Annotated in this window: 20 protein-coding genes; 10 read left to right on the top strand and 10 right to left on the bottom strand. The window is 73.9% G+C overall.

The genetic code is table 11. From position 1 onward, the window contains the following. Window positions 1-71: 71 nt before the first annotated feature. The 6 genes from ACFVU9_RS17980 to ACFVU9_RS17955 all read right to left on the bottom strand — a co-directional run bounded on the left by ACFVU9_RS17980 (window position 72) and on the right by ACFVU9_RS17955 (window position 8,417). A complete protein-coding gene (locus ACFVU9_RS17980; RefSeq protein WP_387594268.1) occupies window positions 72-1,268 on the bottom strand; it encodes a hypothetical protein in 1,197 nt (398 codons plus the stop codon). A 74-nt stretch (window positions 1,269-1,342) separates the two neighbouring features. Beyond that, window positions 1,343-3,805, bottom strand: a complete 2,463-nt coding sequence (locus ACFVU9_RS17975) for a right-handed parallel beta-helix repeat-containing protein (protein WP_387594267.1) — start codon at window positions 3,803-3,805, stop codon at window positions 1,343-1,345. 280 nt (window positions 3,806-4,085) lie between these two features. Further along, window positions 4,086-4,979 (bottom strand): MOSC domain-containing protein, encoded by an 894-nt coding sequence (locus ACFVU9_RS17970; protein ID WP_387594265.1) that lies wholly within the window; start codon window positions 4,977-4,979, stop codon window positions 4,086-4,088. A 307-nt stretch (window positions 4,980-5,286) separates the two neighbouring features. Then, entirely contained in the window at window positions 5,287-6,081 is a 795-nt protein-coding gene (locus ACFVU9_RS17965; RefSeq protein WP_387594263.1) for a DUF6643 family protein, read from the bottom strand. 437 nt (window positions 6,082-6,518) lie between these two features. Then, entirely contained in the window at window positions 6,519-6,968 is a 450-nt protein-coding gene (gene mscL, locus ACFVU9_RS17960; protein ID WP_380445622.1) for a large conductance mechanosensitive channel protein MscL, read from the bottom strand. A 318-nt stretch (window positions 6,969-7,286) separates the two neighbouring features. Continuing rightward, window positions 7,287-8,417, bottom strand: coding sequence for a glycosyltransferase family 4 protein (locus ACFVU9_RS17955; RefSeq protein ID WP_387594261.1), 1,131 nt, complete (start codon window positions 8,415-8,417; stop codon window positions 7,287-7,289). 341 nt (window positions 8,418-8,758) lie between these two features. Here ACFVU9_RS17955 and ACFVU9_RS17950 point away from each other — a divergent pair, with 341 nt between their 5' ends. The 3 genes from ACFVU9_RS17950 to ACFVU9_RS17940 all read left to right on the top strand — a co-directional run bounded on the left by ACFVU9_RS17950 (window position 8,759) and on the right by ACFVU9_RS17940 (window position 12,076). Further along, entirely contained in the window at window positions 8,759-10,168 is a 1,410-nt protein-coding gene (locus tag ACFVU9_RS17950; protein ID WP_387594259.1) for a glycosyltransferase family 4 protein, read from the top strand. Between the two features lie 186 nt (window positions 10,169-10,354). Beyond that, window positions 10,355-11,101 (top strand): thiol:disulfide interchange protein DsbA/DsbL, encoded by a 747-nt coding sequence (locus tag ACFVU9_RS17945; protein WP_380445618.1) that lies wholly within the window; start codon window positions 10,355-10,357, stop codon window positions 11,099-11,101. A 99-nt stretch (window positions 11,102-11,200) separates the two neighbouring features. After that, window positions 11,201-12,076, top strand: coding sequence for an alpha/beta fold hydrolase (locus ACFVU9_RS17940; protein ID WP_380445616.1), 876 nt, complete (start codon window positions 11,201-11,203; stop codon window positions 12,074-12,076). A gap of 18 nt (window positions 12,077-12,094) precedes the next feature. Here the strand turns inward: ACFVU9_RS17940 and ACFVU9_RS17935 are convergent, their stop codons facing one another. Together ACFVU9_RS17935 and ACFVU9_RS17930 are read right to left on the bottom strand one after the other, a co-directional pair. Continuing rightward, a complete protein-coding gene (locus ACFVU9_RS17935) occupies window positions 12,095-12,841 on the bottom strand; it encodes an SAM-dependent methyltransferase (RefSeq protein ID WP_387594257.1) in 747 nt (248 codons plus the stop codon). A 224-nt stretch (window positions 12,842-13,065) separates the two neighbouring features. Next, window positions 13,066-14,217 (bottom strand): glycosyltransferase, encoded by a 1,152-nt coding sequence (locus ACFVU9_RS17930; protein WP_359970735.1) that lies wholly within the window; start codon window positions 14,215-14,217, stop codon window positions 13,066-13,068. Window positions 14,218-14,274: 57 nt separating this feature from the next. Between ACFVU9_RS17930 and ACFVU9_RS17925 the strand changes: the two genes are divergently transcribed. Continuing rightward, window positions 14,275-15,051: a glutamate racemase gene (locus ACFVU9_RS17925; protein ID WP_380445612.1), complete on the top strand. Its 777-nt coding sequence runs from the start codon at window positions 14,275-14,277 to the stop codon at window positions 15,049-15,051. 138 nt (window positions 15,052-15,189) lie between these two features. Here ACFVU9_RS17925 and ACFVU9_RS17920 read toward each other — a convergent pair whose 3' ends face one another. Next, the gene (locus ACFVU9_RS17920) at window positions 15,190-16,218 is read right to left on the bottom strand and encodes a polysaccharide deacetylase family protein (protein WP_387594255.1); all 1,029 of its coding nucleotides are present in this window, start codon (window positions 16,216-16,218) and stop codon (window positions 15,190-15,192) included. On the opposite strand from ACFVU9_RS17920, the gene ACFVU9_RS17915 reads away from it, so the two are divergent. The 4 genes from ACFVU9_RS17915 to ACFVU9_RS17900 all read left to right on the top strand — a co-directional run bounded on the left by ACFVU9_RS17915 (window position 16,211) and on the right by ACFVU9_RS17900 (window position 18,513). Further along, window positions 16,211-16,738 carry a hypothetical protein gene (locus tag ACFVU9_RS17915; protein ID WP_387594253.1) on the top strand — a complete coding sequence of 176 codons (528 nt, stop codon included), beginning with the start codon at window positions 16,211-16,213 and terminating at the stop codon, window positions 16,736-16,738. The two genes, ACFVU9_RS17920 and ACFVU9_RS17915, sit on opposite strands and share 8 nt — an antisense overlap. A gap of 98 nt (window positions 16,739-16,836) precedes the next feature. After that, window positions 16,837-17,109 carry a hypothetical protein gene (locus ACFVU9_RS17910; protein WP_380448608.1) on the top strand — a complete coding sequence of 91 codons (273 nt, stop codon included), beginning with the start codon at window positions 16,837-16,839 and terminating at the stop codon, window positions 17,107-17,109. 347 nt (window positions 17,110-17,456) lie between these two features. Next, window positions 17,457-18,014: a sugar transferase gene (locus ACFVU9_RS17905; RefSeq protein WP_380498528.1), complete on the top strand. Its 558-nt coding sequence runs from the start codon at window positions 17,457-17,459 to the stop codon at window positions 18,012-18,014. A gap of 10 nt (window positions 18,015-18,024) precedes the next feature. Further along, on the top strand, window positions 18,025-18,513 hold the full coding sequence (locus ACFVU9_RS17900; RefSeq protein WP_359970746.1) for an NUDIX domain-containing protein: 489 nt from the start codon (window positions 18,025-18,027) through the stop codon (window positions 18,511-18,513). A 100-nt stretch (window positions 18,514-18,613) separates the two neighbouring features. On the opposite strand, the gene ACFVU9_RS17895 is transcribed toward ACFVU9_RS17900, so the two are convergent. Beyond that, the gene (locus ACFVU9_RS17895) at window positions 18,614-19,153 is read right to left on the bottom strand and encodes a PTS-dependent dihydroxyacetone kinase phosphotransferase subunit DhaM (RefSeq protein WP_380448602.1); all 540 of its coding nucleotides are present in this window, start codon (window positions 19,151-19,153) and stop codon (window positions 18,614-18,616) included. A gap of 290 nt (window positions 19,154-19,443) precedes the next feature. Here ACFVU9_RS17895 and ACFVU9_RS17890 point away from each other — a divergent pair, with 290 nt between their 5' ends. Together ACFVU9_RS17890 and ACFVU9_RS17885 are read left to right on the top strand one after the other, a co-directional pair. Next, complete coding sequence (locus ACFVU9_RS17890; protein ID WP_380448617.1) at window positions 19,444-19,698, top strand: DUF397 domain-containing protein; 255 nt, start codon at window positions 19,444-19,446, stop codon at window positions 19,696-19,698. 906 nt (window positions 19,699-20,604) lie between these two features. After that, window positions 20,605-21,099 (top strand): hypothetical protein, encoded by a 495-nt coding sequence (locus tag ACFVU9_RS17885; RefSeq protein WP_329926780.1) that lies wholly within the window; start codon window positions 20,605-20,607, stop codon window positions 21,097-21,099. The last annotated feature ends 70 nt before the right edge of the window (window positions 21,100-21,169 follow it).

Here is a 21,169-nt window from a genome sequence, read left to right as displayed (position 1 = left end):
AGATTTCGAAATCTGTTATCTGTCAGCTGTTATCTGTCAGCTGTCGCGCTTCCGCGAGTCCCTTCCCGCGTCTACCGCCACTCGAGGAAGTGGGCGTTCCAGCCGGCCGAGGTGAGGCTGTCCGGCGCCGGCACCTTGGTCGGTGCGGCCGGAGGTGTGGCCTGCGCGGTGTTCGCGAGGTAGACGGACACCTGCGGGGATCCCGGCTCGCTGGAGGCGAAGAGGAAGCGGTGGCTGTCGGGCGAGATCAACAGCCCGTGGTTCTCGTGGTCGTTGGCGGGCAGCAGGTTCTGGCCCGGCGTCGTCGCGTCCGGAGCGGCGGTGTAGAGGTTGCGGGCGTCCTGGCTGTCGCAGAGCAGCGTGTCGGGTCCGGTCCAGCCGACCGGGTCGCAGACCGCGGGCTTCCCCTTCTTCTCCTCGCTCATGCCGTTGACCGCGGGCCCCACCGACGCGGAGTCGAAGAGCGTGGCACCGACGGTCATCCGGCGGCCGTCGGGGGAGTCGAACCGGCTGCGGCCCAGTGCCACGGGCCCCTTGCCGGACGGCGGCGGGATCACGAAGGGCTCGGTGCCGGACTCGCCGTGCCAGTGGTCCACCAGTGCGTGGTCCCCGCTCACCGAGCGGCTGCCCAGGTGCGTCTCGCTCGCGCTCCCGTCGCTGCTGGTCGCCTCGTAGGTGAACCACATCGTCGAACCGTCGGCGGAGAACGCGGCGTCCGTCTCCCGCGGCGTCATCCCGAAGCCCCCGTCGCCCGTCAGGTCGGTGAACTTCCGTGACCGGTCGACGTAGCCGACGTGCCGCGATTCACCTCCCGCGTTGATCGCGACGGCCATCCGCGTGTAGTCCCGGTCGAACAGCGCCCGGATGCCGGAGGCTTCGCCGGCGACCTGGTACGGCGAGTGCTGCTCGCACAGTTCGTGCGTCACGTTGGTCATCACGGTGGGGGCCGGCAGGACGAAGAGGGCCTCGGCCAGCGGATGCCAGTCCCGCGTGTCCCAGCCGGTGACCTGGACCGCGCCACCGCTGGAGTTCTTGGTGCAGACGGCGGTCACCACCATGTTCGTCTTCTTCGAGAAGTCGCCGCTTCCCGCACCCGAGTTGCCCGTGTCACCCGCTCCGCCCGCGGCTCCCGCACTGGTCGCGGCGGGCGGGGCCGGCCGGCCGTTCCCGCCCTGGGTGCCCAGGGCCGGGTTGTTCCCGGACGAGCAGCCCGCAACTCCGGCCAGTACCAACAGGATCGAGGCGGCTATTCGCCTGCCGTGTGTCATCGTGTTTCCCCCGTCGCCGACTGTCGTGCCGTCCGGCAGTATGACGTACATGGGGCAAGAAACGTGACGGAATGTCAGGATGCGCGGGCTGCCGGAAGATCGGCCGGGACGAGGATCTGGAGCTCCTCGGTCGACGGGTCGGCCAGCTGGGCGACGCGCATCGCGTGCCGTTCGACCATCGTCTCGAAGACTTGCCGGGCCGTACGCCCGTTGCCGAAGTTGGGGCCGCGCTCGATCGTGGCGAAGTGGTGCAGCAGCGCGTCCTCGGTGGCCTCGGTGAGGGCGTACTCGTGCTCGGCGCACTGGGCGCGGGCGATGTCGAGGAGTTCGTCCGCCGAGTAGTCGGCGAATCTGATGGTGCGTGAGAAGCGGGACGAGACACCGGGGTTGGCGGAGAGGAAGCGTTCCATCTCGGCGGTGTAGCCGGCGACGATGACGACGACCTCGTCCCGGTGGTCCTCCATGAGCTTGACCAGGGTGTCGATCGCCTCCCGGCCGAAGTCGCGGGCGCCGTCCTCGGGGGCGAGCGCGTACGCCTCGTCGATGAAGAGGACGCCGCCGCGCGCGCGGTCGAAGGCGGCGGCGGTGCGGATCGCGGTGGAGCCGATGTGTTCGCCGACGAGGTCGACGCGGGCGACCTCGACGAGGTGTCCGCGCTGGAGCACGCCGAGGGAGGCGAGGATCTCGCCGTAGAGGCGGGCGACGGTGGTCTTGCCGGTGCCGGGGGCGCCGGTGAAGACGAGGTGCCGGCGCAGCGAGGGGGCCTTGAGCCCGGCCTGGCGGCGGCGCCGGCCGACCGAGATCAGGTCGATGAGGGTGCGCACCTCCTCCTTCACGGTGGCGAGGCCGACGAGCGCGTCGAGTTCGGCGAGGGCTTCGTCGGCGGGCCGGCAGTCGGGGATCGGCGCGATCCCGGGCATGGCGGTGGGCGGGGCCAACGCCGCTACGGCGGTGGTCAGTTGGGCGGAGCGCGGTGCGGGTAGGTCCGTTGCGCCGGCGGCCGGTCCGAAGGCGGACCCGGGGGCCGTCCCGAAGGCGGCCCCCGGCGCCGCGCCCGCGGCCGGCCCGACGTCGTCGGAGGTGCAGCCCTCGGCGACCGGCCCCGGTTCGGAGAACTCGAAGCCGGCCCGCTCGTTCTGTTCGGCCCGGCAGCGCAGGAGTTGGCTCCGGCAGCCGTCGATGATGTGGAAGCCGAAGCCCTTGCCGTGCGAGACCCGGCAGTCCTCGAAGGTGCCGCGTCCCTGGGCCGAGACGTACACCCCGGCGTCGGTGCTGGCGCGGACGGTGCAGTCGCGCAGCACCGGGTCGGCGCCCTTGGTGACGATGACGCCGGTGGCGACGTCGGAGATCTCGCAGTCGGTGAGGATGCCGCCGCTGCCGTGGTCGCGGAACCACAGTCCGGTGCCGGCCTCCTGGACCCGGCAGGCGGTCAGTGTCACCTCGGCGCCGCCGCTGACGGAGACCGCCGAGCTGCGGATCCGGCTGAACGAGCAGCGGTCGGCGGTGGCGGCGGAGTCGCGGTCGAGGACGAACAGCGCGTCGGGCAGGTCGTGCAGGGCGCAGTCGGTGAGGGTGAGCCGGGCGCCGTCGCTGACCCACAGTGCCGGGTACTCGCCGGTGGAGCCGTGGATCTGGCTGGACTCGGCGACGGCCTCGGTGCCCTGGTCCCAGACGGAGAGCGCGCCGCGCCCGAAGTCGCGGACGGTGCTGTGGGAGAGGGTGAGCCGGGCGCGGCCGCGCAGGTCGGCGCCGTTCTCGGGCAGGTCGTGGACGCGGCAGCCGGTGAGGGTGAGTTCGGCCTCGCCGTCGAGGGTCAGGCCGTTGCCGGTGACGCGGTGGATCTCGCAGTCGACGAGCCGGCCGCCGGCGTGGGCCTCGGCCTGGACGCCGCTGCCGCGGATCTCGTAGATCTCGCAGCCGGTCAGTTCGGCGGCGCTGCCGGGGTCGGAGAGCAGGACGCCGGCGCCGGCGGTGTGGTGGACGCGGCAGCGTTCGAGGGCGGCGGTGGCGCCGCCGAGGACGGCGAGTCCGGCCTGGGCGGCGGCGGCGACCTCGCAGTCCTCGAACGCGGCGGCGGTGCCTTCGCCGCGCAGCCGCAGGCCGAGGCCGCCGGGGTTGGCGACGACGCAGCCGCGCAGGGTGGGGCGGGCGCCGCCGGTGATCTCGAACCCGCTGGCGGAGCGGCTCTCCACGCGGCAGCCGCTGAAGGAGGGGGCGGCCTCGGGGCCGGTGACGAGGACGGCGGGGACGGAGGTGTCGCCGCCCTCGACGACGAGGTCGCGGACGGTGGCCGAGGCGGTGACGGTCAGCGGCACGCCGGAGGGCGGGTCGATGCGGACGGTGCCGGGGCCCTGCGCCGGGACGATCGTCACGGGCTTGTCGAGCAGCACGTTCTCGCGGAAGGTGCCGGGGCGGACGGTCACGGTGTCGCCCGGTTCGGCGGCGGCGAGGGCCTCCGCGAGCGTGTCGTACTCGCCGGCGCGGCGTCGCCAGCGGGATGCGCTGTCCTGGGTGACCCGGACCCTGTGCTCAGCCATGACGGTCTGTCGTCCCCACCTTCGTCGAGCCGGCGATCATCGGGCCGTGCGCGCTGCGGTGCGCGGGCCGTCCGCCCACCGTAGCGCGCCCGCGGGGGTGCTCCGGCCGGTGCCCGGCCGGTGCCCGCGATCGTGCGGGCACCGGCGGATCCCGTCTTCACCACATGTTCCGCCCACCGGTTTCAACGAGCGCACACACTCCTGGTTCCGGAGCGGGAGTTGCGCGGTGGGGGTGGTGGGTCGCGTGGTGCGCGCGGGAGCGCGTGCGGCGGTGCTCAGCTCAGGCGCGGGAGTCGACCGGCCACCGCCGGCCGTCCTCCAGGACCTCGACCTCGTCGCCGAGCCGCAGCGTGCCGAGGACGTCGCCGCCCTGTCCCGGGAGACCGGTGGAAGCCGGCCGCTCGGGGATGAGGTTCATGCCGAACGCGGCCTGCTTGCGCAGCCGGTGGTGCTTGGCGAGGGTGCGCAGCGGTTCGGGCCCGCGCCGCTCGCCGCTCTCCTGGTCGGTGGTGGTGACGACGCAGCGGCCGCAGGGCTTGACGACCCGGAAGGTCAGCTCGCCGATCCGGATCCGGCGCCAGCCGTCCTCGGCCCACGGTTCGCTGCCGTCGACCACGACGTTGGGGCGGAAACGTTCCATCGGCAGCGTCTCGTGGCCGTCGGGGTGCGCGGCGGCGACGAGTTCGTTGAGGCGGGCGAGCGAGGCGGTGGTGGCGAGCAGCAGCGGGAACCCGTCGGCCATCGAGACGGTGTCGCCGGGCTCGCCGTACTCCGGGTCGACGGGCCGGGCGTGCGGGTCGTCCAGGTGCACCAGGCGGTACTCGCCGAGGTGCTCGGCGATCCACTCGTGCGCCTCCTTGGGCGCCTCGGCGGCGCGGAAGCGGGTGCCCCAGACCTCGACCTCGGCGAGCGGGTCGCCGGCCGCGACGGTGGGGGCGGTGATCTCGATCCGGTCGCCGCCGGGGGCGGTGAGGGTGAGCGTCCCGTCCCGGCCGAGGCCGGTGCGGATCTGGCCGAGGGCGGGGTTCTCCCGCTGGCTGACGAAGCGCCCGGTGGGGTCGGCGAGCATCCAGCGGCGGTCTCCGGCGAGGCCCCAGGGTTCGACGGGGGCGCTGTCGGGGCTCACGCGGTACATGGACTTGACGGGGTAGACGTGGAGTCCGGAGAGCTGCATCCCTCCATCCTGCCAGCCGCGATCGCGCCGGTCGGATCGCCCCCCGTGCGTGCGCGCACTTCCGTGGGCGCGCCGGGCGGTCCGCGTACCCGCCAAAGCGTGCGCCCCTTCGCGCCCCTTGTGTGTGCCCCCTGAACGCGCACGGACCCCTGAACGCGCACGGACCGCCCGGACGCCGTGGGGGGCGTTCCGGGCGGTCCGTGGATGACCCGTTTCTCCGTTCGCCCGGCGTTCAGGGGGCGCCGGGTGGTACTCAGGTGGTGCGGGTGCGGGCCGCGTGGGGGTTCGGCCCTGGGAGGTCAGTGGCTCAGTAGCCCTGGCCCTGCGGCTGGTAGCCGTTCTGCTGGAACTGACCGGGCTCGCCGTACGGGCCCGGACGCTGCGGCTGCATCGGGCGCACCGGCGCGACCGGGGCCATGGCCGGGCGCAGCGGGCCGCCGCCGAAGGACTGGTCGCCCTGGCCGGGGAAGCCGGGGCCGGCCTGGCCCGCGCCGTTGAACGACTGCTGGCCGCCGAAGCTCTGCGGGCCGCCGTGCTGCTGGCCCGGCTGGCCGGGCCCGAACGCGCCCGGGCCGCCGATCGGCTGCGCACCGAACGACTGCTGGCCGCCCTGGCCGCCGACGAAGGTGTTCTGGCCGCCGAAGCTCTGGCCGCCGGACGGCTGGTAACCGCCGCTCGCGGTCTGGGCGAAGCCGGGTGCGGACGGCTGCGGACGCTGGTACGCCTGCTGGCCGCCGTAGCCGGGAACGGGCGGCTGGGGCGCGGAGGCGTACGCCGGCGCGGACTGCGCCGGGATGTACGCCGTGGCGGGGCCGGCGGAGGGGGCGCTGCTCGGGCCGGGACCGAGGGCGAGGCGGGCCGGCGGCAGGGCGGGGAGGTTGGAGGCGGCGCTCTCGTAGCCGGCGCCGTAGCGGTTGTCGTAGGACGGGCCGAGGCTTGATCCGTACCCGGACGACATGGCCGGCGGCAGGGCGGCCGGCACATTGATGGGGGCGATCTGCGGGACACCGCGTTCGGCGACAAGGCTGTCGTAAATCGGCGTGCCGGAGGAGAAGGACGGAGAGGGGTAGCCGACTCCGTCGTAGGAGCGGGGCGAGGTCATGGGGCATACGGTAAGCCCACAATGCGCCTGCTGAGGAGAGCGGGAGGGGGAGCAGTTCGAGTGTTTACACAGTCTTCGCTCGCACAAAGGTTTCGAAAGTAGGAAGAACGGACATACCGGCGTTCAGATCCGGACAACCTCGACACCCCGTCAGTGATCGAACAGCGCCCGGACGCACGACCTGCGGGGCCTTGTGGTGACTGGCCGGTGACGGCCCGGGTACCTGGCGGAGAAACTTTTACGGACGGGGCGTGCGCGGGCGCGTTCGAGCCCCCGCCGAGGGTGCGGCGGGGGCTCGTGAATGTTTCGGGGATAAAGTCCCCGTCAGCGTGTGCGCGGGCCGACTTCTCGCCCGTGCGGCCCGACTTGTGCGAGGCCGGGCCGGGCAGTGGGCCCGGTCGGCGCGCCCGCCGGGGGCGCCCAGCTGGTGTGCCTCGTCAGTGTGACTGCAGGGCCTGGGCCTGGGCCGGGAGGCCGGGGTGGCCGGTGACCTCGGAGGTGCAGAACGAGCAGCGCCGCGCCGCGGCCGGGATCGCGCTCAGGCACTCCGGGCAGTCGACCTTGGCGGCCGGCGCCGGCTCGCCCTCCTCGAACCGGGCCTGCAGCTTGCCGACCGGCACCACCACGACGAAGTAGATGACGGCGGCGACCAGGACGAAGCCGATCAGCGCGTTGACGAAGACGCCGTAGGGGAAGCGGGTGCCCGCGACGTCGAAGGTCTTCTGGGTGAAGTCGCCGACGGCGCCGGTCGCGACCCCGATGAGCGGAGTGAGGAAGGCGGTGACGAACCCGGTGACGACGGCGGTGAAGGCCGCGCCGATCACGATGCCGACCGCGAGGTCCACCACGTTTCCGCGCAGCAGGAAGCTGCGGAATCCCTTGAACACCGAGTACTCCAAATCCGTACGGGGGAGGGGGAGATGGGGTACACGGAGGCGCCCCGGCCGGACATCCTGCCGACCGGTCGGGGCTGAGGTCCAACCGCGTTCACCCGATTCGCGTAACGGGCCTCGGAGGGGAGCAGGCCGTACGCAGTCGGCGCCCGGGCGCTCCGCGTACGGGGCGATCCGGCGGGGTCGGTGTCGTTCGGTGTTGTTCGGTGTGGTGTGGTGCGGTTCGGCGGGTTCGGTCCGGTCCGGTTCGGTGCCGTTCGCGGCTGACCGGGGGGCGGCTGCGTGACCTCGTGGTCCGGGCTCCGCCCTCCCTCACACCGGTCGCACGCGCAGTGAGCGTTCGTAGAACTCGACCATCTGGGCGGACACTTGGTGCAGTGTGAACGAGGTGAGGAAGCGCGCCCGGGCCGCCGTCGCCCGCGCGCGGGCCGCTGACCGGTCCGTGAGCGTGTCGGCGATGGCCGCCGCGAGGTCGGCCGACCGCTCCGGCGGGACGAGCCGGGCGTAGTCCCCGGACCCGACGGTCTCGCGCAGACCGGGCAGGTCCGTGCAGACCAGGGGCGTGCCGATGCCCATCGCCTCGATCGCCGCACCGCCCTGGCCGTCCCGCCGCGCGGGCACCGCGACCGCGTCGGCGGCGGCCATCAGATCGGCGACGTCCTCGCGCGGCCCGAGGAAACGGACGTTCCCGGCGGCGTCGGCGAGTGCGCGCAGCCGCGCCGTCTCGGGGCCCTCGGCACCCGCGAGCAACAGGACGGCCGTCGGCTCCGCGCACCGGATCACCGGCCAGGCGTCGAGCAGCACGTCCAGGCCCTTGCGGTGGTACTGGCCGGCGGCGACGAGCACGACGGGCACGTCCCCGGGCAGGGCCAGCGCCCCGCGCACGGCGGCCCGGCGCTCAGGGGTCGCGGTGCCGAGCAACTCCGGGTCCCGTCCGCGCGGGACGACGTCTATCCGCCGGCGGGGCACCCGGAGGCGTTGCGCCGTCGCCGCGGCGACGTACCGGGTGAGGGCGTGGAAGCGGCGGGTGCCCCGGGCGGTCGCGGCGTCCAGCGCCTGGGACGGGCCGAGCCCGGCCGCCCCCGCCGCGCCGGACGGCGGATCGGCCAGGCTGGTGACCACCGGCGTCCGGGCAGCCAGCGCGGCGGCGCGGGCGAGCAGGTCGGAGCGCCGGGCCCCGGCGTGGCGGGTGGTGTGGACGAGGTCGGGGCGGCGCTCGCGGATCAGCCGGTGCAGCGCGGCCGCGGTGGCGGCCCGGCCCGGGCGGCCGACGGCGAACACGGCGGCGCCCGCCTCGGTGAGCTCGGCCTGACAGCCGCCGGGCACGTCGTGGAGGTAAGCGACGTCCAAACCGACGCCCGCGCGCACCAGTTGGGGCGTCATCGCGAGCAGGGCCCGCCCGGCCGCACCGAGCCGGCTGACGTCGTCGATCACCTGAAGCACGTGCACAGGCCACCCCCGCCCTTCACCGGGTGCGTCCGTTCTCCCGTGCCGGACGCGCCCTGACTGCCGATCAGCATCGCAGGTGGCCCGCGCGGCCCGCCAGGGATTACGCGCGAGGGGAACGCCACACGGTGCCGACCGGCGCCGTGTGGCGGGGAACGGGCCGGACCGGGGTGGAACAGGGCCGAACGGTGGGGCGAACCGGGGCGCACAGCGGTCGCATCCGGCGCACGACGGCGGGCTGCCAGCGCACGCCGGGGGTATCAGCGCGGGCGCACGGACCACCACCGGGTGGTGCGAAGGGGCTGTCGCGCGCGTGACGCTGTGCCAAGGTCGTTGCCATGCCCGACGACACGTGCGATACGTCGGCCGACCCGGCCGAAACCCGTCCCCGCATCCTGCACCTGATCAGCGATTCGCGCCGCAGCGGCGCCCAGAACTTCGCCCGGGACCTCCACCACGAGATGCGCCGGCGGGGCCAGTCCTCCGCCCTGATGGCCCTCGCGCCGAACCCCGGCTCACGCTCCTCCCCGGGCTCGCGGTCGGGGCAGCGTATCGAGCAGCAGCCCGACGGCGGGCCGGACCACGGCCCCGCGGCGCGGGCGATACCGCCCGGGGCACGTCCGCAGACGTCGCCGGCGGCCCACGAGCCCCTGGCGCCGGACCAACCGGGCACAACGTCCACGTCCTCGTCCACGTCCTCGCCCGTGTCGCTCCCCTCGCAGTACCGGCAGTACCCGCAGTACCCGCAGCACTCGGAGCACTCGCCCTTCGCGCCTGACGCCCCCGGCGCGCGCACCGCGACCGTCCTCGGCCCCGGCCGGCTGCGTCCCTCCACGCTGCTGGCCCTGCGCTCCGCCGCCCGCGCCGCCGACGTCGTCCTCGCCCACGGCTCCGACACCCTCGCCGCCTGCGCCCTCGCCCTGGCCGGGACCCGCACGCCGTTCGTCTACGTGTCCGTCGGCCACCCCCGCTACTGGACGGGGACGGCGCTGCGCCGGGTCCGCGGCAGCACCCTCCTGCACCGGGCGGCGGCCGTCACCACGCTCACCGACGAGGCCAGGACCGTCCTGGAGGAGCACTTCCGGCTGCCCGACGGAAAGGTGCGGGTGATCCCCAACTCCCGTGCAGCCGAGAGTTATCCGCCCGCGGAGGGGAAGGACGAGCGGCGGGCCGCCCGGCACGCGCTCGGGCTGCCCGTGGACGTCCTGCTGGTGGCGTGGATCGGCGCGATCGCGCCCGAGAAGCGGCTGGACCTCGCGCTCGACGTGCTCGACCGGCTGCCGGACGTCCGCCTCGCCGTCGCCGGGGACGGCCCGCTGCGGGAGGTCCTGGCCCGGCACCCGGCCGCGGCCCGGGCCCACTTCCTCGGTGCGCTGCCCGACCCCGTTCCGCTCTACCGGGCCGCCGACGCAGTGCTGCTGACGAGTGACAGCGAGGGCGTGCCCGGCGCGCTCATCGAGGCGGCGCTGGCCGGGGTGCCGGCGGTGGCGACGGACGTGGGCTGGGTGCGGGAGGTGGTCCGGGACGGGGCGACCGGCGCGCTGGTCGCCCCGGGGGATCCGCTCGCCCTCGCGGAGGCGCTGGCCAAGGTGCTGGCCTGCAACCGAGCGGGCCTCGGCGCGGCGGCCCGGGAGCACGCGCTCGCGCACTTCGAGCTCGGCGCGGTCGTGGACGCCTGGCAGCGGCTGGTCGCCGAGGTGTGGGCGGAGAGCCGGGGGCGGGCGAGACGGGTGACGGCGAACAGATAACAGATGACAGATTTCAACATCTGTTATCTGTCATCTGTTAGTTGTCCGCCGTCGCCCGTCGCCCGTCGTCGGTCCACCGCCGCACGTCACCATCCGTACGCCCCGGTACGCCGATCGGGCGAATCGGGCCCTACCTGCCCTGCGACGACTCGCCGGTAACGAACCGTCACGGCCAGACTGCCCGATGTGAATCCTGCGAAGTCCGAGAAGCCCGAGGCGCCGGCGAAGCCCCTCAAGCCCGTGAAGCCCGCGAAGCCCGCGAAGTCGAAGGCGCTGCTGAGGTCCACCGTCCTGCTCGCGGTCGCCGCCGGGATCGCCGCGTCGCCCGTCCAGGCCGGCGCGGCCGTCCACCGCCAGCCCGCCGAGGGCGTCCAGTACGTGAAGCTCGACCACCCGCAGCCGGTGCGCGAGTCCGCCCGCACCGAGGCGGTCGAGTTCTTCTGGTACGACTGCGGCCACTCGCAGCAGCTCGAACAGCCGCTCCAGGCCTGGTCGGACAAGCACCGCTCGGACGTCGCCCTGCGGCGGGTCCCCGCGATCTGGCAGGGCGGCCCGGAGGAGGCCGTGCAGCGCGGCCACGCGCGCCTGTACTACACGCTGGAGCGCCTCGGCCTGGTCGAGAGACTGCAGGTGAGCGCGTTCCGCTCGGTGCACAACGACAAGGCCGACCTCACCACGGAGGTCGCTGCCACCGACTGGGCCGCGCGCCACGGCGTCGACCCGCAGCGGTTCCGCGAGGCCTACCGGTCCGCCGAGGTGGCGCGGTCGGTCGACGACGCGGCCGCGCAGTTCGTCCGCTACGGCGTCAACGAGCTGCCCACGGTGGTCGTCCAGGGCGAGTACCGCACCTCGCCGAGCAAGGCCGGCAGCGTCGACGCGATGCCCGAGGTGCTGGACTACCTGGTCCAGCAGGAGCAGCAGCGCAAGCACTGATGCCCGGGCCCGGTCGGGCCGGTGACGTGGAGTCAGTGACATGGAATCAGTGAGCTCACCCTTGCCAACTAACCATCTCAATGCTGTTTAATGGTTAGCATGAGCGAGCTGACGATCCCGCACGTCCACCACCGCCACGTCGATCTCGACGGCCTGCGCGTCTTCTACCGCGAGACCGGCCCGGCCGACGCCCCCGTTCTCCTCCTGCTGCACGGCTTCCCGTCCGCGTCGCACCAGTACGCCCGTCTGTTCGACGCGCTCGGCACCCGCTACCGCCTGATAGCCCCCGACTACCCCGGCTTCGGCCACAGCGACAGCCCCGCGCCGGACGCCTTCCACTACCGCTTCGACACCCTCGCCGACGTCGTCGAGCGGTTCTGCCTCGCGCTCGGCCTCGACCGCTTCGCGCTGTACGTCTTCGACTTCGGCGCCCCCGTCGGGTTTCGCCTGGCGACCCGCCGGCCCGAGTGGATCACCGGTCTGGTGGTCCAGAACGGCAACGCCTACGAGGAGGGACTCTCCGACCAGGCGCGGGAGTTCATCGCCAACCGGCACGGCGTCGAGGGTGCCGGCGAACGGGCCCGCGCGATCCTCACCCTGGAGATCACCCGCGGCCAGTACGAGGGCGGCACCGGCGACCCGACCCTCGTCGCCCCCGACGGTTGGACGCTAGACCAGCACTTCCTCGACCGGCCCGGCCGCAAGGACATCCAGGTCGAACTCGCCCTGGACTACCACTCCAACGTCGAGCTCTACCCGGTCTGGCAGGAGTGGCTGCGCGCCGACCAGCCGCCGGCGCTGATCGTCTGGGGCCGCAACGACCTGTTCTTCACGGAGGCCGGCGCCCGCGCCTACCTGCGCGATCTCCCCGGCGCCGAGCTGCACGTCCTCGACACCGGGCACTTCGCGCTGGAGGAGAAGCTGCCCGAAATCGCCCCGCTGATCGACGACTTCCTCGCGCGCACCCAGAAGTGACCTGCGTGGTAGGAGGGTTCAGCCACGCCGCAGCAGGTAGGTGACGAACCCGAGCACGCCCCGGTAGCCGTGCAGCCATGCGGCGCGGTGCCGGTCGGCGGCCTCGCGGGCGGAGGCCGCGCCGGGGTCGTCCGGGTGGTCGAGCGCCCACTCGGCGAGCGTGCCCGTCCACGAGAACTCGTAGGCGTCCCACTCCTGTTGGCTGCTGACGTGCCCGTCCACCGGTGTCCAGCCCTCGGCGATCAGGCGGTCGGTGGTGGTCGCCAGGTCCGCGTAGTCGTCCCGGTCCGCGCCCAGCCCTTCCAGCGCGGCCCGGGACGGCTCGCGCTCCCAGAACGCCTCGCCGACCAGTACCCGCCCGCCCGGCGCGAGTTGATCGCGGACGGCGGCCAACGTCGGCAGCAGCCCGCCGAAAGCGTGCGTCGCACCGACGTTCAGGACCAGGTCGAACGGTTCCGCCGAGCCGAACTCCCGTGCGTCGACGTGGTGGAGGCCGATCCGTCGCACCACGCCCAGCGCGGTCGCCGTCTCCCGGGCCCGGGTCAGCGCGTCCGCGTCGAGGTCGACCCCGACGGCCCGCCACCGCGGGCGCGCGGCCAGCGCTCGGACCAGCCAGGCGCCCTCCCCGCAGCCGAGGTCCAGCATCCGGCCGGCCTCGGCGTGCCCGGTGGCGCGCTCCAGCAGTCGGGCCACCGACTCGTCCGCGAGCGGCGCGGCGACCGGGTGGCGGGCATGGGCGAGACGGGAGAGCCGTTGACGGTCCATTCGAGCAGTATGGATCCGCGACAGCCGGTCGCGCGCGGAATCCCGCGCGGAATCCCAGCCGGATCCCCGCCTCGGAATCCCGCCCCGGATCCCCGCCCCGGATTCCTGCCCCGGCTCCCGAGCCGAACCACGTCAGCCCGCGCCGGTCCCAGAGCCGGACACCCGCCAACCCGGACACCCGCCAACCCGGACACCCACCAACCCGCCAACCCGGAGCCCGGGTGTCAGGCCTGCTGCGAGTACGTCCGGCCCTTCCAGGCCGCTCCCCGCCCGCGCCAGTGCTGGACGGCCGAGTCCACCGTCATCAGCAGGTACATCGCCGCCGTGAACGGGAGCAGCAGCACGGCCGGAGCCGGCTGCCCGTAGTACCGGACCATCGGCAGGTACGTGCCGGCCATCAGCGCCCACGCCGCCCCGCCCGCCACGGCGACCGCCGGAGCCCCCGCGAGCAGGCCGGTCACCGTCGCCACCGGCGGGACCAGGTACACCAGCGCCAGCCCGAGCACCGTCCCGAGCAGGAGCAGCGGCGAGTGCCGCAGCTGGGCGTACGCGCTGCGCGAGACCATCCGCCACAGCTGCTCCAGTCGTGGGTACGGCCGGACGCTGTCGACCTCCCCGGCGAGGCCGAGCCAGGTCCGCCCGCCCGTCGCCTTCACCGCGCGGGCCAGCGACACGTCGTCGATCACCGCGCCCCGGATCGCGGCCACGCCGCCCGCCCGTTCCAGCGCCTCCCGCCGCACCAGCGAGCAGCCGCCCGCCGCGGCCGCCGTCCGTCCGCCGGGGCGGTTGCTCCGGCGGAACGGGTACAGCTGTGCGAAGAAGTACACGAACGCGGGCACGATGAGCCGTTCCCAGCCGGTCTGGACCCGCAGCCGGGCCATCTGGGACACGAGGTCCAGCCCGTTGCTCTCGGCCGCGGCCACCAGCTCGGCGAGCGAGTCCGGGCCGTGCGCGATGTCCGCGTCCGTCAGGAGGAGGTACTCCGCGTCCGGGCCGGCCAGTTCGACGCCGTGCCGCAGCGCCCACAGCTTGCCCGTCCAGCCGGGCGGCAACGGGGGAGGGGTGGTGACGGTCAGTTCCAGGCCGTCCATCGTCCGCAGCTCCGCGGCGAGGGCGCCGGTGCCGTCGGAGCTGTGGTCGTCCACCAGGATCACCCGTGCGCGTCCCGGGTACTTCTGCGCCAGCAGCGTCGGCAGGCTGACCGGCAGCACCCGCGCCTCGTCCCGGGCCGGCACCACGACGGCCGCCTGCGGCCAGCGCGCCGGGGGCCGGCGCGGCGGGAGCCGCACGTCGGTGCGCCAGAAGGACCCGTGGCAGCACGCCAGCCAGAGCCAGACCAGCAGGGAGGACGCGGCGATCCACAGCAGGACGGTCACTCCGGCAGTCTGCCGCAGAACGGGCCCGGAAGGGGGGATCGACTAAAGTCTCGTCCCGTGAAGATCGCACTGATGGACTCCGGAATCGGCCTGCTCGCCGCCGCCGCCGCGCTGCGGAAGCTGCGCCCGGACGTCGACCTCGTGCTGTCGTCGAACCCCGCGTCGATGCCGTGGGGCCCGCACACGCCCGAAGAGATCACCGAGCTCGCGCTCGGCTGCGCCCGGGCCGCGGCGGCGCTCGGGCCGGACGCGCTCGTGATCGCCTGCAACACCGCCTCCGTCCACGCGCTCGCCACCCTGCGGGCCGAGCTCGAACCGGAGCTGCCCGTCATCGGCACCGTCCCGGCCATCAAGCCCGCGGCGGCGCTCGGCGGGCCGGTCGCCATCTGGGCGACCCCGGCCACCACGGGCAGCGCCTACCAGCGCGGCCTGATCCGCGACTTCGGGGGCACGGCGGACGTGACGGAGGTCGCCTGCCCGGGGCTGGCGGACGCGGTCGAGCACGGCGACGACGACGCGATCACCGCGGCGATCGCGGACGCCGCCGCCCGGACGCCCGCCGGCACGTCGGCGATCGTCCTCGGCTGCACCCACTACGAGCTGGTCGAGGACCGCATCCGCGCGGCCGTCGCCGCCACGGTGGCCCCGGGCTTCACCTTCTACGGCTCCGCCGACGCGGTCGCTGCCCAGGCGCTGCGCCGTGTCGCGGACCCGAGCCGCATCGGGACGGGCACGACGACGGTCCTCCACGCGGGCGTCCCCACCGTCCTCCCGCCGGCCGCCGCCCTCTACGCCGAGTCGCGCGCGCTGGTGGCCCCGACCCTCGCGGTGTAGCTCCGCACGCGGGCCCGCCAGGGCCCGGGACGCCGATGGGCGCCGCGTGGAAAGTCGACCCGATCGACTTCCCGCGCGGCGCCCATCGGCGTCCCGGTCTTTTCCCGGCCCCGTACGCGAGGAAGAGGAGTCCGCCCCCTATCCGACCGGCCGGCGGCGCCAGCGGCGGTAGGCCGGCTCCAGGCCGGACAGGATCGTGTCGAACCGGCGGGTGCTGGTCGTGGAGTCGACCTGGAGCCGGCTGATCTGGAGCGGGTGGGAGGGGATCCGCGGCCCGAGGCGGTGGTCGGAGAGGAAGCCAAGGCGGTAGCCGAGCTCCTGCAGGACGGTCTCGGCGCGGGGGTCGTGGCCGCCGTCGGGGTAGGCGAAGGCGATGGGGGGCTCGCCGAGCCACTGCGTGAGGGCCTCGTGGGCGCCCGCGATCTCGGCGCGGACGGTGTCGTCGTCGCAGCGCCCGAAGCACGGGTGCCCCTGGGTGTGGTTGCCGATCGCGATGCCGCCGTCCCGCAGGTCCCGCAGGTCGGCGGGGGTGAGCTGCTCCTGGCTCGGCGGTCGGCGGTCGGCGCTGACCCGCAGTTCGTGCAGGCTGCGCCGGCGGTCGGGGTCCGGCATGGCCTTGAGCCGGGGGAGCAGCTGCGCGGGGTGGCCGGAATCGAGTGAGCGGGCCCGGCCGCCGTGCCGGGCGAGGAAGTCGGCCTCGTGCCACCAGAACGGCCGCTCGGTGCCGATGAGCTCGGAGATGACGAACGCGGCGGCCGGGATGCCGCGGGCATCGAGGGCCGGCAGCGCGTGGGTGAGCACGCTGCGGTCGGCGTCGTCGAAGGTCACCAGCACGCTGCGCGGCGGCAGCGGCCGCTGCTCGGTGACGGCCTGCAGGACGGCGGCGAGGGAGACGGGGGTGGCGAGTCTTCGCAGCCGGTCGAGCTGGGCGCCGAACGAGCCGGGGTCGGTGACGCCGTGGTAGGCGAGGACGGCGAGCCGCTGGGCGGCGCGGGCCCGGAAGACCGGCTGGACGGGGGCGAACCGCAGCCAGTCGACGGGCTCGTTGCGGCGCCGGGTCCCGGCGGTCGCGCCCGCCGTCCACCCCCCGTGCGGCTCGCCCAGGCAGCCGGCGAACGGCGCCAGCGCGCGCACGCCGGGGGCGGTGGTGAACGCCGCGGTGGACATCGACGACCCGGACCTGGACGACCCGGACCTGGACGGCCCGGACCTCACCGGCACGGACCCGGTCGAGACGGACCTGGGCGAGACGGACCCGGACGAGAAGGAAAGCGGCGAAGCGGACCTCGACGAGACCGGCGAGACCGACGAGATGGACGAGGCGGACGACACGGACGACACGGACGACATGGACGAGGCGGACGACACGGATGAAACGGACAACGGTGATACGGACATCGGCACGACGGACATCGGCATGGCGGACATCGACGTGGTGGGCTGGGAATGCGGCACGGTTCCCCCTCGGTCGCCGAGCGGCGTGGCGGTACCGTCGGAGGACGGAGCCCGGCCTCCGACTCCAGTGGGCGGCGGCTCCGCCCCCTGGGTATTCCGGTCCTCGGCGGGGGGACGAACACCCGCACCGCGGACGGCTCCTGGATCGCTCAATGTAGTGGGAGACCCCCACCCCCGGCGGATGGTTGTGCTGGGTGGACGAGGATTTTTCGTGGACCGAATGTGGAGGTGAATTGCATGCTCACGGCAGGTGTGAAGGGTTGCGCTGAGTGCCGGGGGCATCACCGCCCGCGGGCTGCTTCCGGCGTCCGGCCGGGGTACCTTGGGCTCATGGCAGATGCGGACCGTGATCCCTTCCACCTGCACGGCGCGACCCGGATGGCGCGCGCATGGAGCGGCGGTGCCCTGGTGACCCACCAGATTCCGCTGGCCGTGGTGGGTCTGGCCTGCCTGGCGCTGGGGATCGTCGTCGCGGTGATCGTGCCGGACAGCGGCGGGCCCGCGTGGGCGATGGCCGTGGCCGGCTGCCTGGCGGCCGGGGTCCTGCTGCTCGGGCGGATCGCGTTCGGCCTGCTGCGCGACCGCCGCGGCGCCGCACTCTGAATACCGGTCCCGATAGCGGCCGGACGGCGGCCCGATACCGTGCTGATACCGGTCTGAGCGCCGCCCCCGAACACGGTGGGTGAACACCGGAACCGAACACCGCGAGACGCACCGAACTCGCGGAAGTGCGTACGCACGGTGAAGTCGGCGAACTCGGCGAACTCGACAAAAGCAGCCGAAGCGGCCGGATTTCGGCTGGTTCGGTAAAGCGTTCCCCACTTCTTCCACCATTCCCGGGCGACGCCTTCAAACCTCCCCTTACCGTGAATGCGTTCTCTTGGAGGGGTTGCGATGAGCGGCAGCGCCGGGACCGGTGGGTCGGAACCCGCCAGACATGCGCCGGGATCATGAAGCGCGGCGGCGACCTCGCGGTCGCGGCCCTGGCCGGGATCGTCGCGGTGCCGCTGGCGCTGGCGATCGCCGTGCTGCTGCGCTGGGCGGCCGACGGGCCGGTGCTCCTGCGCCTGCCCAGGGCGGGCCGGCACGGCCGCGTGTTCCACGTCCTGCGCTTCCGGACCGACCGGCGCGGACGGATCGGGGAACTGCTGCGCCGCACGGGCCTGGACGAACTGCCCCGGCTGTGGAACGTCGCCCGCGGCGAGATGGGGGTGATCGGCCCCCGGCCCGATCACCCGGCGCAGGTGGTCCACTACGACCGCCGCGAGCGCGCCCGGCTGGCCGTGCGGCCCGGCCTCACCGGCTGGGCGCAGCTCCAGGCCCGCGGGCCGTCCGCCGGGCTGAGCCGCCCGCAGTGGGCGGAGCTGGACCTCTGGTACGTCGAGCACCGCTCGTTCGGGCTCGACCTGCGGATCCTCGGTCTGACGGTCAAGGCGTTGCTGTGCCCGGACGACGGCGCGGTGGGCGACCCCGTACGGCCCGGCCGCCGAACCGGTCGGCCTGGGTAGGCTGCGGTTCATGGCCATTCCTCAGTTTCTCGCCGAGCTCCGTTCCGTGGTGGGCAACCGCCCGCTCTGGCTGAGCGCCGTCGCGGGCGTCGTGCTGGACGACCGCGACCGGGTGCTGCTCGCCAGACGGTCCGACGACGGGCGGTGGGCGGTGGTGGGCGGCATCCTCGACCCCGGGGAGCAGCCGGCCGACGGCGTGGTGCGCGAGGTGCTGGAGGAGACGGGCGTGGTGGCGGTGCCCGAGCTGCTCGCCTCGGTCTCCGTCACGGAGCCGGTGACGTACCCGAACGGCGACGTGACGCAGTACCTGGTGCTGACCTTCCGCTGCCGGGCGATCGGCGGCGAGGCGCGGGTGAACGACGACGAGTCGCTGGAGGTCGGCTGGTTCGCGCTGGACGCGCTGCCGCCGATGATCGACCTCGAACACGAGCGGCTGCGGCACGCGCTGGAGTGCGAGGGGCCGGCGGTGTTCTCGTGGGAGGGCAAGGAGCGCCCCTGACGGTGCCGGGCGCCGGACCGGTCACCCGGGCGATGATCACCCGACGAGTCCCGGGTTACCGGCCGGCCGGTTCGCCCACCGATCGGTTTGCGCCAAAACCTCAGCCCTTGTGCTGGCGGTAGGCCTCCTCGGCCGCGTCCAGGACCGCGGCGAGGTCGCCGCCCGCGGTCGCGGTGGCGACGGCGGCGACCGTGCCCTCGACGAAGGGGGCGTCGGCGAAGCGGACCGGGAACGGCAGGCCGTGCTCGTCGGCCTCGGTGAGCAGGGCCCGTACGGTCGTGACCGCGCTGCCCAGGTCGGCCAGCACGACGACGCCGTGGCCCTGGTCGACCCGGCGGGTGGCGGCGGCCACCAGGACGGCGCTGATGCCGGGTCCGGCGGCCGGGTCGCCCCCGGTGGCGGCGACCGGGGCGGGGGAGTCGGATCCGGTCAGCGCGAGCGCCAGGGTGCGGACGGCGGTGGCCAGTTCCTGGCTGTGGGACACCAGGACGATGCCGACCCGGCCGTGCGCGGGCGGCCGGCCGCGGGTCGGCCGGGGCAGCGGGGCGCCGGAGGGCGGGGTGCGGGGCGCCGGGGGGTGGGCCGAGGGGGCGTCCGAGATGGGGATGACATCGGCGCGGGCGCCGTCCCGGCGGTTCATCGGCTGCTCCCTGCGGGGGTCTCGGGTCGGGACCGGTCCGGGCGGTGTGCCGGGCGGGGCGCCGGGCCGCGGACCGGACGTCGGGTCGAGGTCCTCCTCACTCTGGCAGCTGCCCGCGGCCCCGCCGGGCGGACACGCCCGCCGCCCGCCCGCCGCCCGCCGCCCGCCGCCGGTGCCCGGCCGGGTGGAGACCTCGTCAACCCGCTGACCGGGGCGGGCGGGTGTGGCTAGGCTGGCCGGGAAAGCCGTCGGGAGGAGACCGAGCAGTGGCATCGAACAGCGGGACTGACGTGGAGACGGCCGGCGCCCGGGGAGCCGGGGCGGGGCCCGAGCTCGCGCCCAGCGGGAAGCCCAGGGTGGACTTCACCGGCGCGACGTGGCTGTGCAGCAGCCAGGGGGTCGGGGACGTCCAGATCGCGTTCGTGGACGGGTACATCGGGATGCGGGACGGCCGTCAGGAGGACGGGCCGGTACTGGTGTTCACGCCGGGCGAGTGGCGGGCCTTCGTGCTCGGCGCGCGGGACGGCGAGTTCGACCTCACCTGAGTCGCGGCACGGGCCCGGGAGGGCGAGGAGTGCGGTCGTGGGGCGGCCCCGGGGACGGGGTTCGCCCCACGGGCGTTCCAGGAGTCCCTCCGAGGAGCGGCGCGGGGTTCGCCACGGGCCGCCGCGGATCCGATACGGAAGGGCCGCTGACGGCACGGAAAGGCCGCTGACGGGTCGTCGGAGGGTCGCCGCAGGGCCGACTCGCAGCCGGCTCACGGCCGGTTTCGGGTAGCGATCATCACAACAGATGATCTATTGAGCGTGCCTCGTCAGAATTTCTGTTGACTGTTAGACAAACGCAGCTCAGAGTATGAGCACAGGCAGACGCCGTGCCCACCGCCCCCACGCGGCCAGACACGGCGCCTGCTGTGCGGCCCGGCAGCGTTGCCGGGCCATCCTCCCAGTAGTCCCCTGCGCACCGGGGTGCGTCGGCCGGTCCCGGCCCACGAGGGGCCGGCAGTCGCCGGGAGGTCGGCGCCGAATCCGAGAGCGACTCGGACCGCGGCACCATGTGCTCGGGACCCGCACGCCCCCACGCGGCGGCGTCCCGAGCAGATCCACGGGAGCGACGGGCCGGGGCCCCGCGGATCTGGTCTCTTGTTGCGTGAACTGCACGGAACTGCAGGAACTGCATGGAACTGTTGGCTTGTGGCTGTGCTGTGTGCGACGACGAAGCTGGGTGCTCGGCGGATCGGCACGACGATGTGCACAGTGAGGGATACGCGTGTAGGGCCGCGTATGCGACATGCCGTCCCCCCGGAGGGTGAAACCCAGAACGGCTGTCGTGCTGAACCGAACGTAGCCCGGACGGTTGCTCAGAGTCAACATTGGTCTCTGAGCGTGGATCTCCCGCCGGTGCCCCACCCACCCCGCGAGCGTGGTGTGCCGGACACGTACGATGTTCCCATGTCTTTTCTCCGCCGTCGCTCCGGACAGCCCGCCGGCCCGGACTTCGACGTGCTCGCGATGGACCCGGGCGACTGGCCCGGCGACTTCGGTGCGGCCATGATGACCGGCCCGGACGGCTCCTGCCAGGGGATTTTCCTGCGCTACGACCTGTTCGGCGGCAGAGGCCCGGCGATGTTCATCGGCAACCTCCCCGAGGGCTCGCCGGCCCGGGAGACCGGTGACGACGTCCCCTTCGAGGTGCGCCAGCTGCTCGCGGCCCTGGAGAACGACGAGCCGGTCGACTTCGTCTCGGCCGAGGACTTCCCGGTCATGCTCGGGGACGACCTGCTGATCGTGAAGAAGGTCAAGGTCAGCGAGGAGCGCGTGTTCTGCGCCCAGTTCGGCCGCAGCGACGGCGTCCAGGTCACGATCGCGTCCTGGGACCGACCGATTTCGGACGACCTGTATCAGCTCCTGAAGCCGCTCCCCGCGGACATGTTCCAGCAGGGCTGAAAACCGCCGTCCGCCCCTCGTTCGTCCGCCGTCCACCCGGTGCTCGTCCGGCGGCCGTCCGCCGTCCGGT

The organism is Kitasatospora sp. NPDC057936 (assembly GCF_042887525.1).
In the GTDB taxonomy this organism is placed as follows: domain Bacteria; phylum Actinomycetota; class Actinomycetes; order Streptomycetales; family Streptomycetaceae; genus Kitasatospora.
Note: the sequence above shows the minus strand (reverse complement) of the source record. Positions and strands in the feature narration are given on the sequence as shown.

Bases quoted from the DNA above. Each gene is read 5' to 3' on its own strand.
- ACFVU9_RS17895 (WP_380448602.1), bottom strand. From the start codon at position 19,153: ATGAACCGCCGGGACGGCGCCCGCGCCGATGTCATCCCCATCTCGGAC.
- ACFVU9_RS17920 (WP_387594255.1), bottom strand. From the start codon at position 16,218: ATGTCCACCGCGGCGTTCACCACCGCCCCCGGCGTGCGCGCGCTGGCG.
- ACFVU9_RS17935 (WP_387594257.1), bottom strand. From the start codon at position 12,841: ATGGACCGTCAACGGCTCTCCCGTCTCGCCCATGCCCGCCACCCGGTC.
- ACFVU9_RS17970 (WP_387594265.1), bottom strand. From the start codon at position 4,979: ATGCAGCTCTCCGGACTCCACGTCTACCCCGTCAAGTCCATGTACCGC.
- ACFVU9_RS17940 (WP_380445616.1), top strand. From the start codon at position 11,201: ATGAGCGAGCTGACGATCCCGCACGTCCACCACCGCCACGTCGATCTC.
- ACFVU9_RS17980 (WP_387594268.1), bottom strand. From the start codon at position 1,268: ATGACACACGGCAGGCGAATAGCCGCCTCGATCCTGTTGGTACTGGCC.
- ACFVU9_RS17965 (WP_387594263.1), bottom strand. From the start codon at position 6,081: ATGACCTCGCCCCGCTCCTACGACGGAGTCGGCTACCCCTCTCCGTCC.
- ACFVU9_RS17910 (WP_380448608.1), top strand. From the start codon at position 16,837: ATGGCAGATGCGGACCGTGATCCCTTCCACCTGCACGGCGCGACCCGG.
- ACFVU9_RS17950 (WP_387594259.1), top strand. From the start codon at position 8,759: ATGCCCGACGACACGTGCGATACGTCGGCCGACCCGGCCGAAACCCGT.
- ACFVU9_RS17975 (WP_387594267.1), bottom strand. From the start codon at position 3,805: ATGGCTGAGCACAGGGTCCGGGTCACCCAGGACAGCGCATCCCGCTGG.
- ACFVU9_RS17905 (WP_380498528.1), top strand. From the start codon at position 17,457: ATGAAGCGCGGCGGCGACCTCGCGGTCGCGGCCCTGGCCGGGATCGTC.
- ACFVU9_RS17885 (WP_329926780.1), top strand. From the start codon at position 20,605: ATGTCTTTTCTCCGCCGTCGCTCCGGACAGCCCGCCGGCCCGGACTTC.
- ACFVU9_RS17900 (WP_359970746.1), top strand. From the start codon at position 18,025: ATGGCCATTCCTCAGTTTCTCGCCGAGCTCCGTTCCGTGGTGGGCAAC.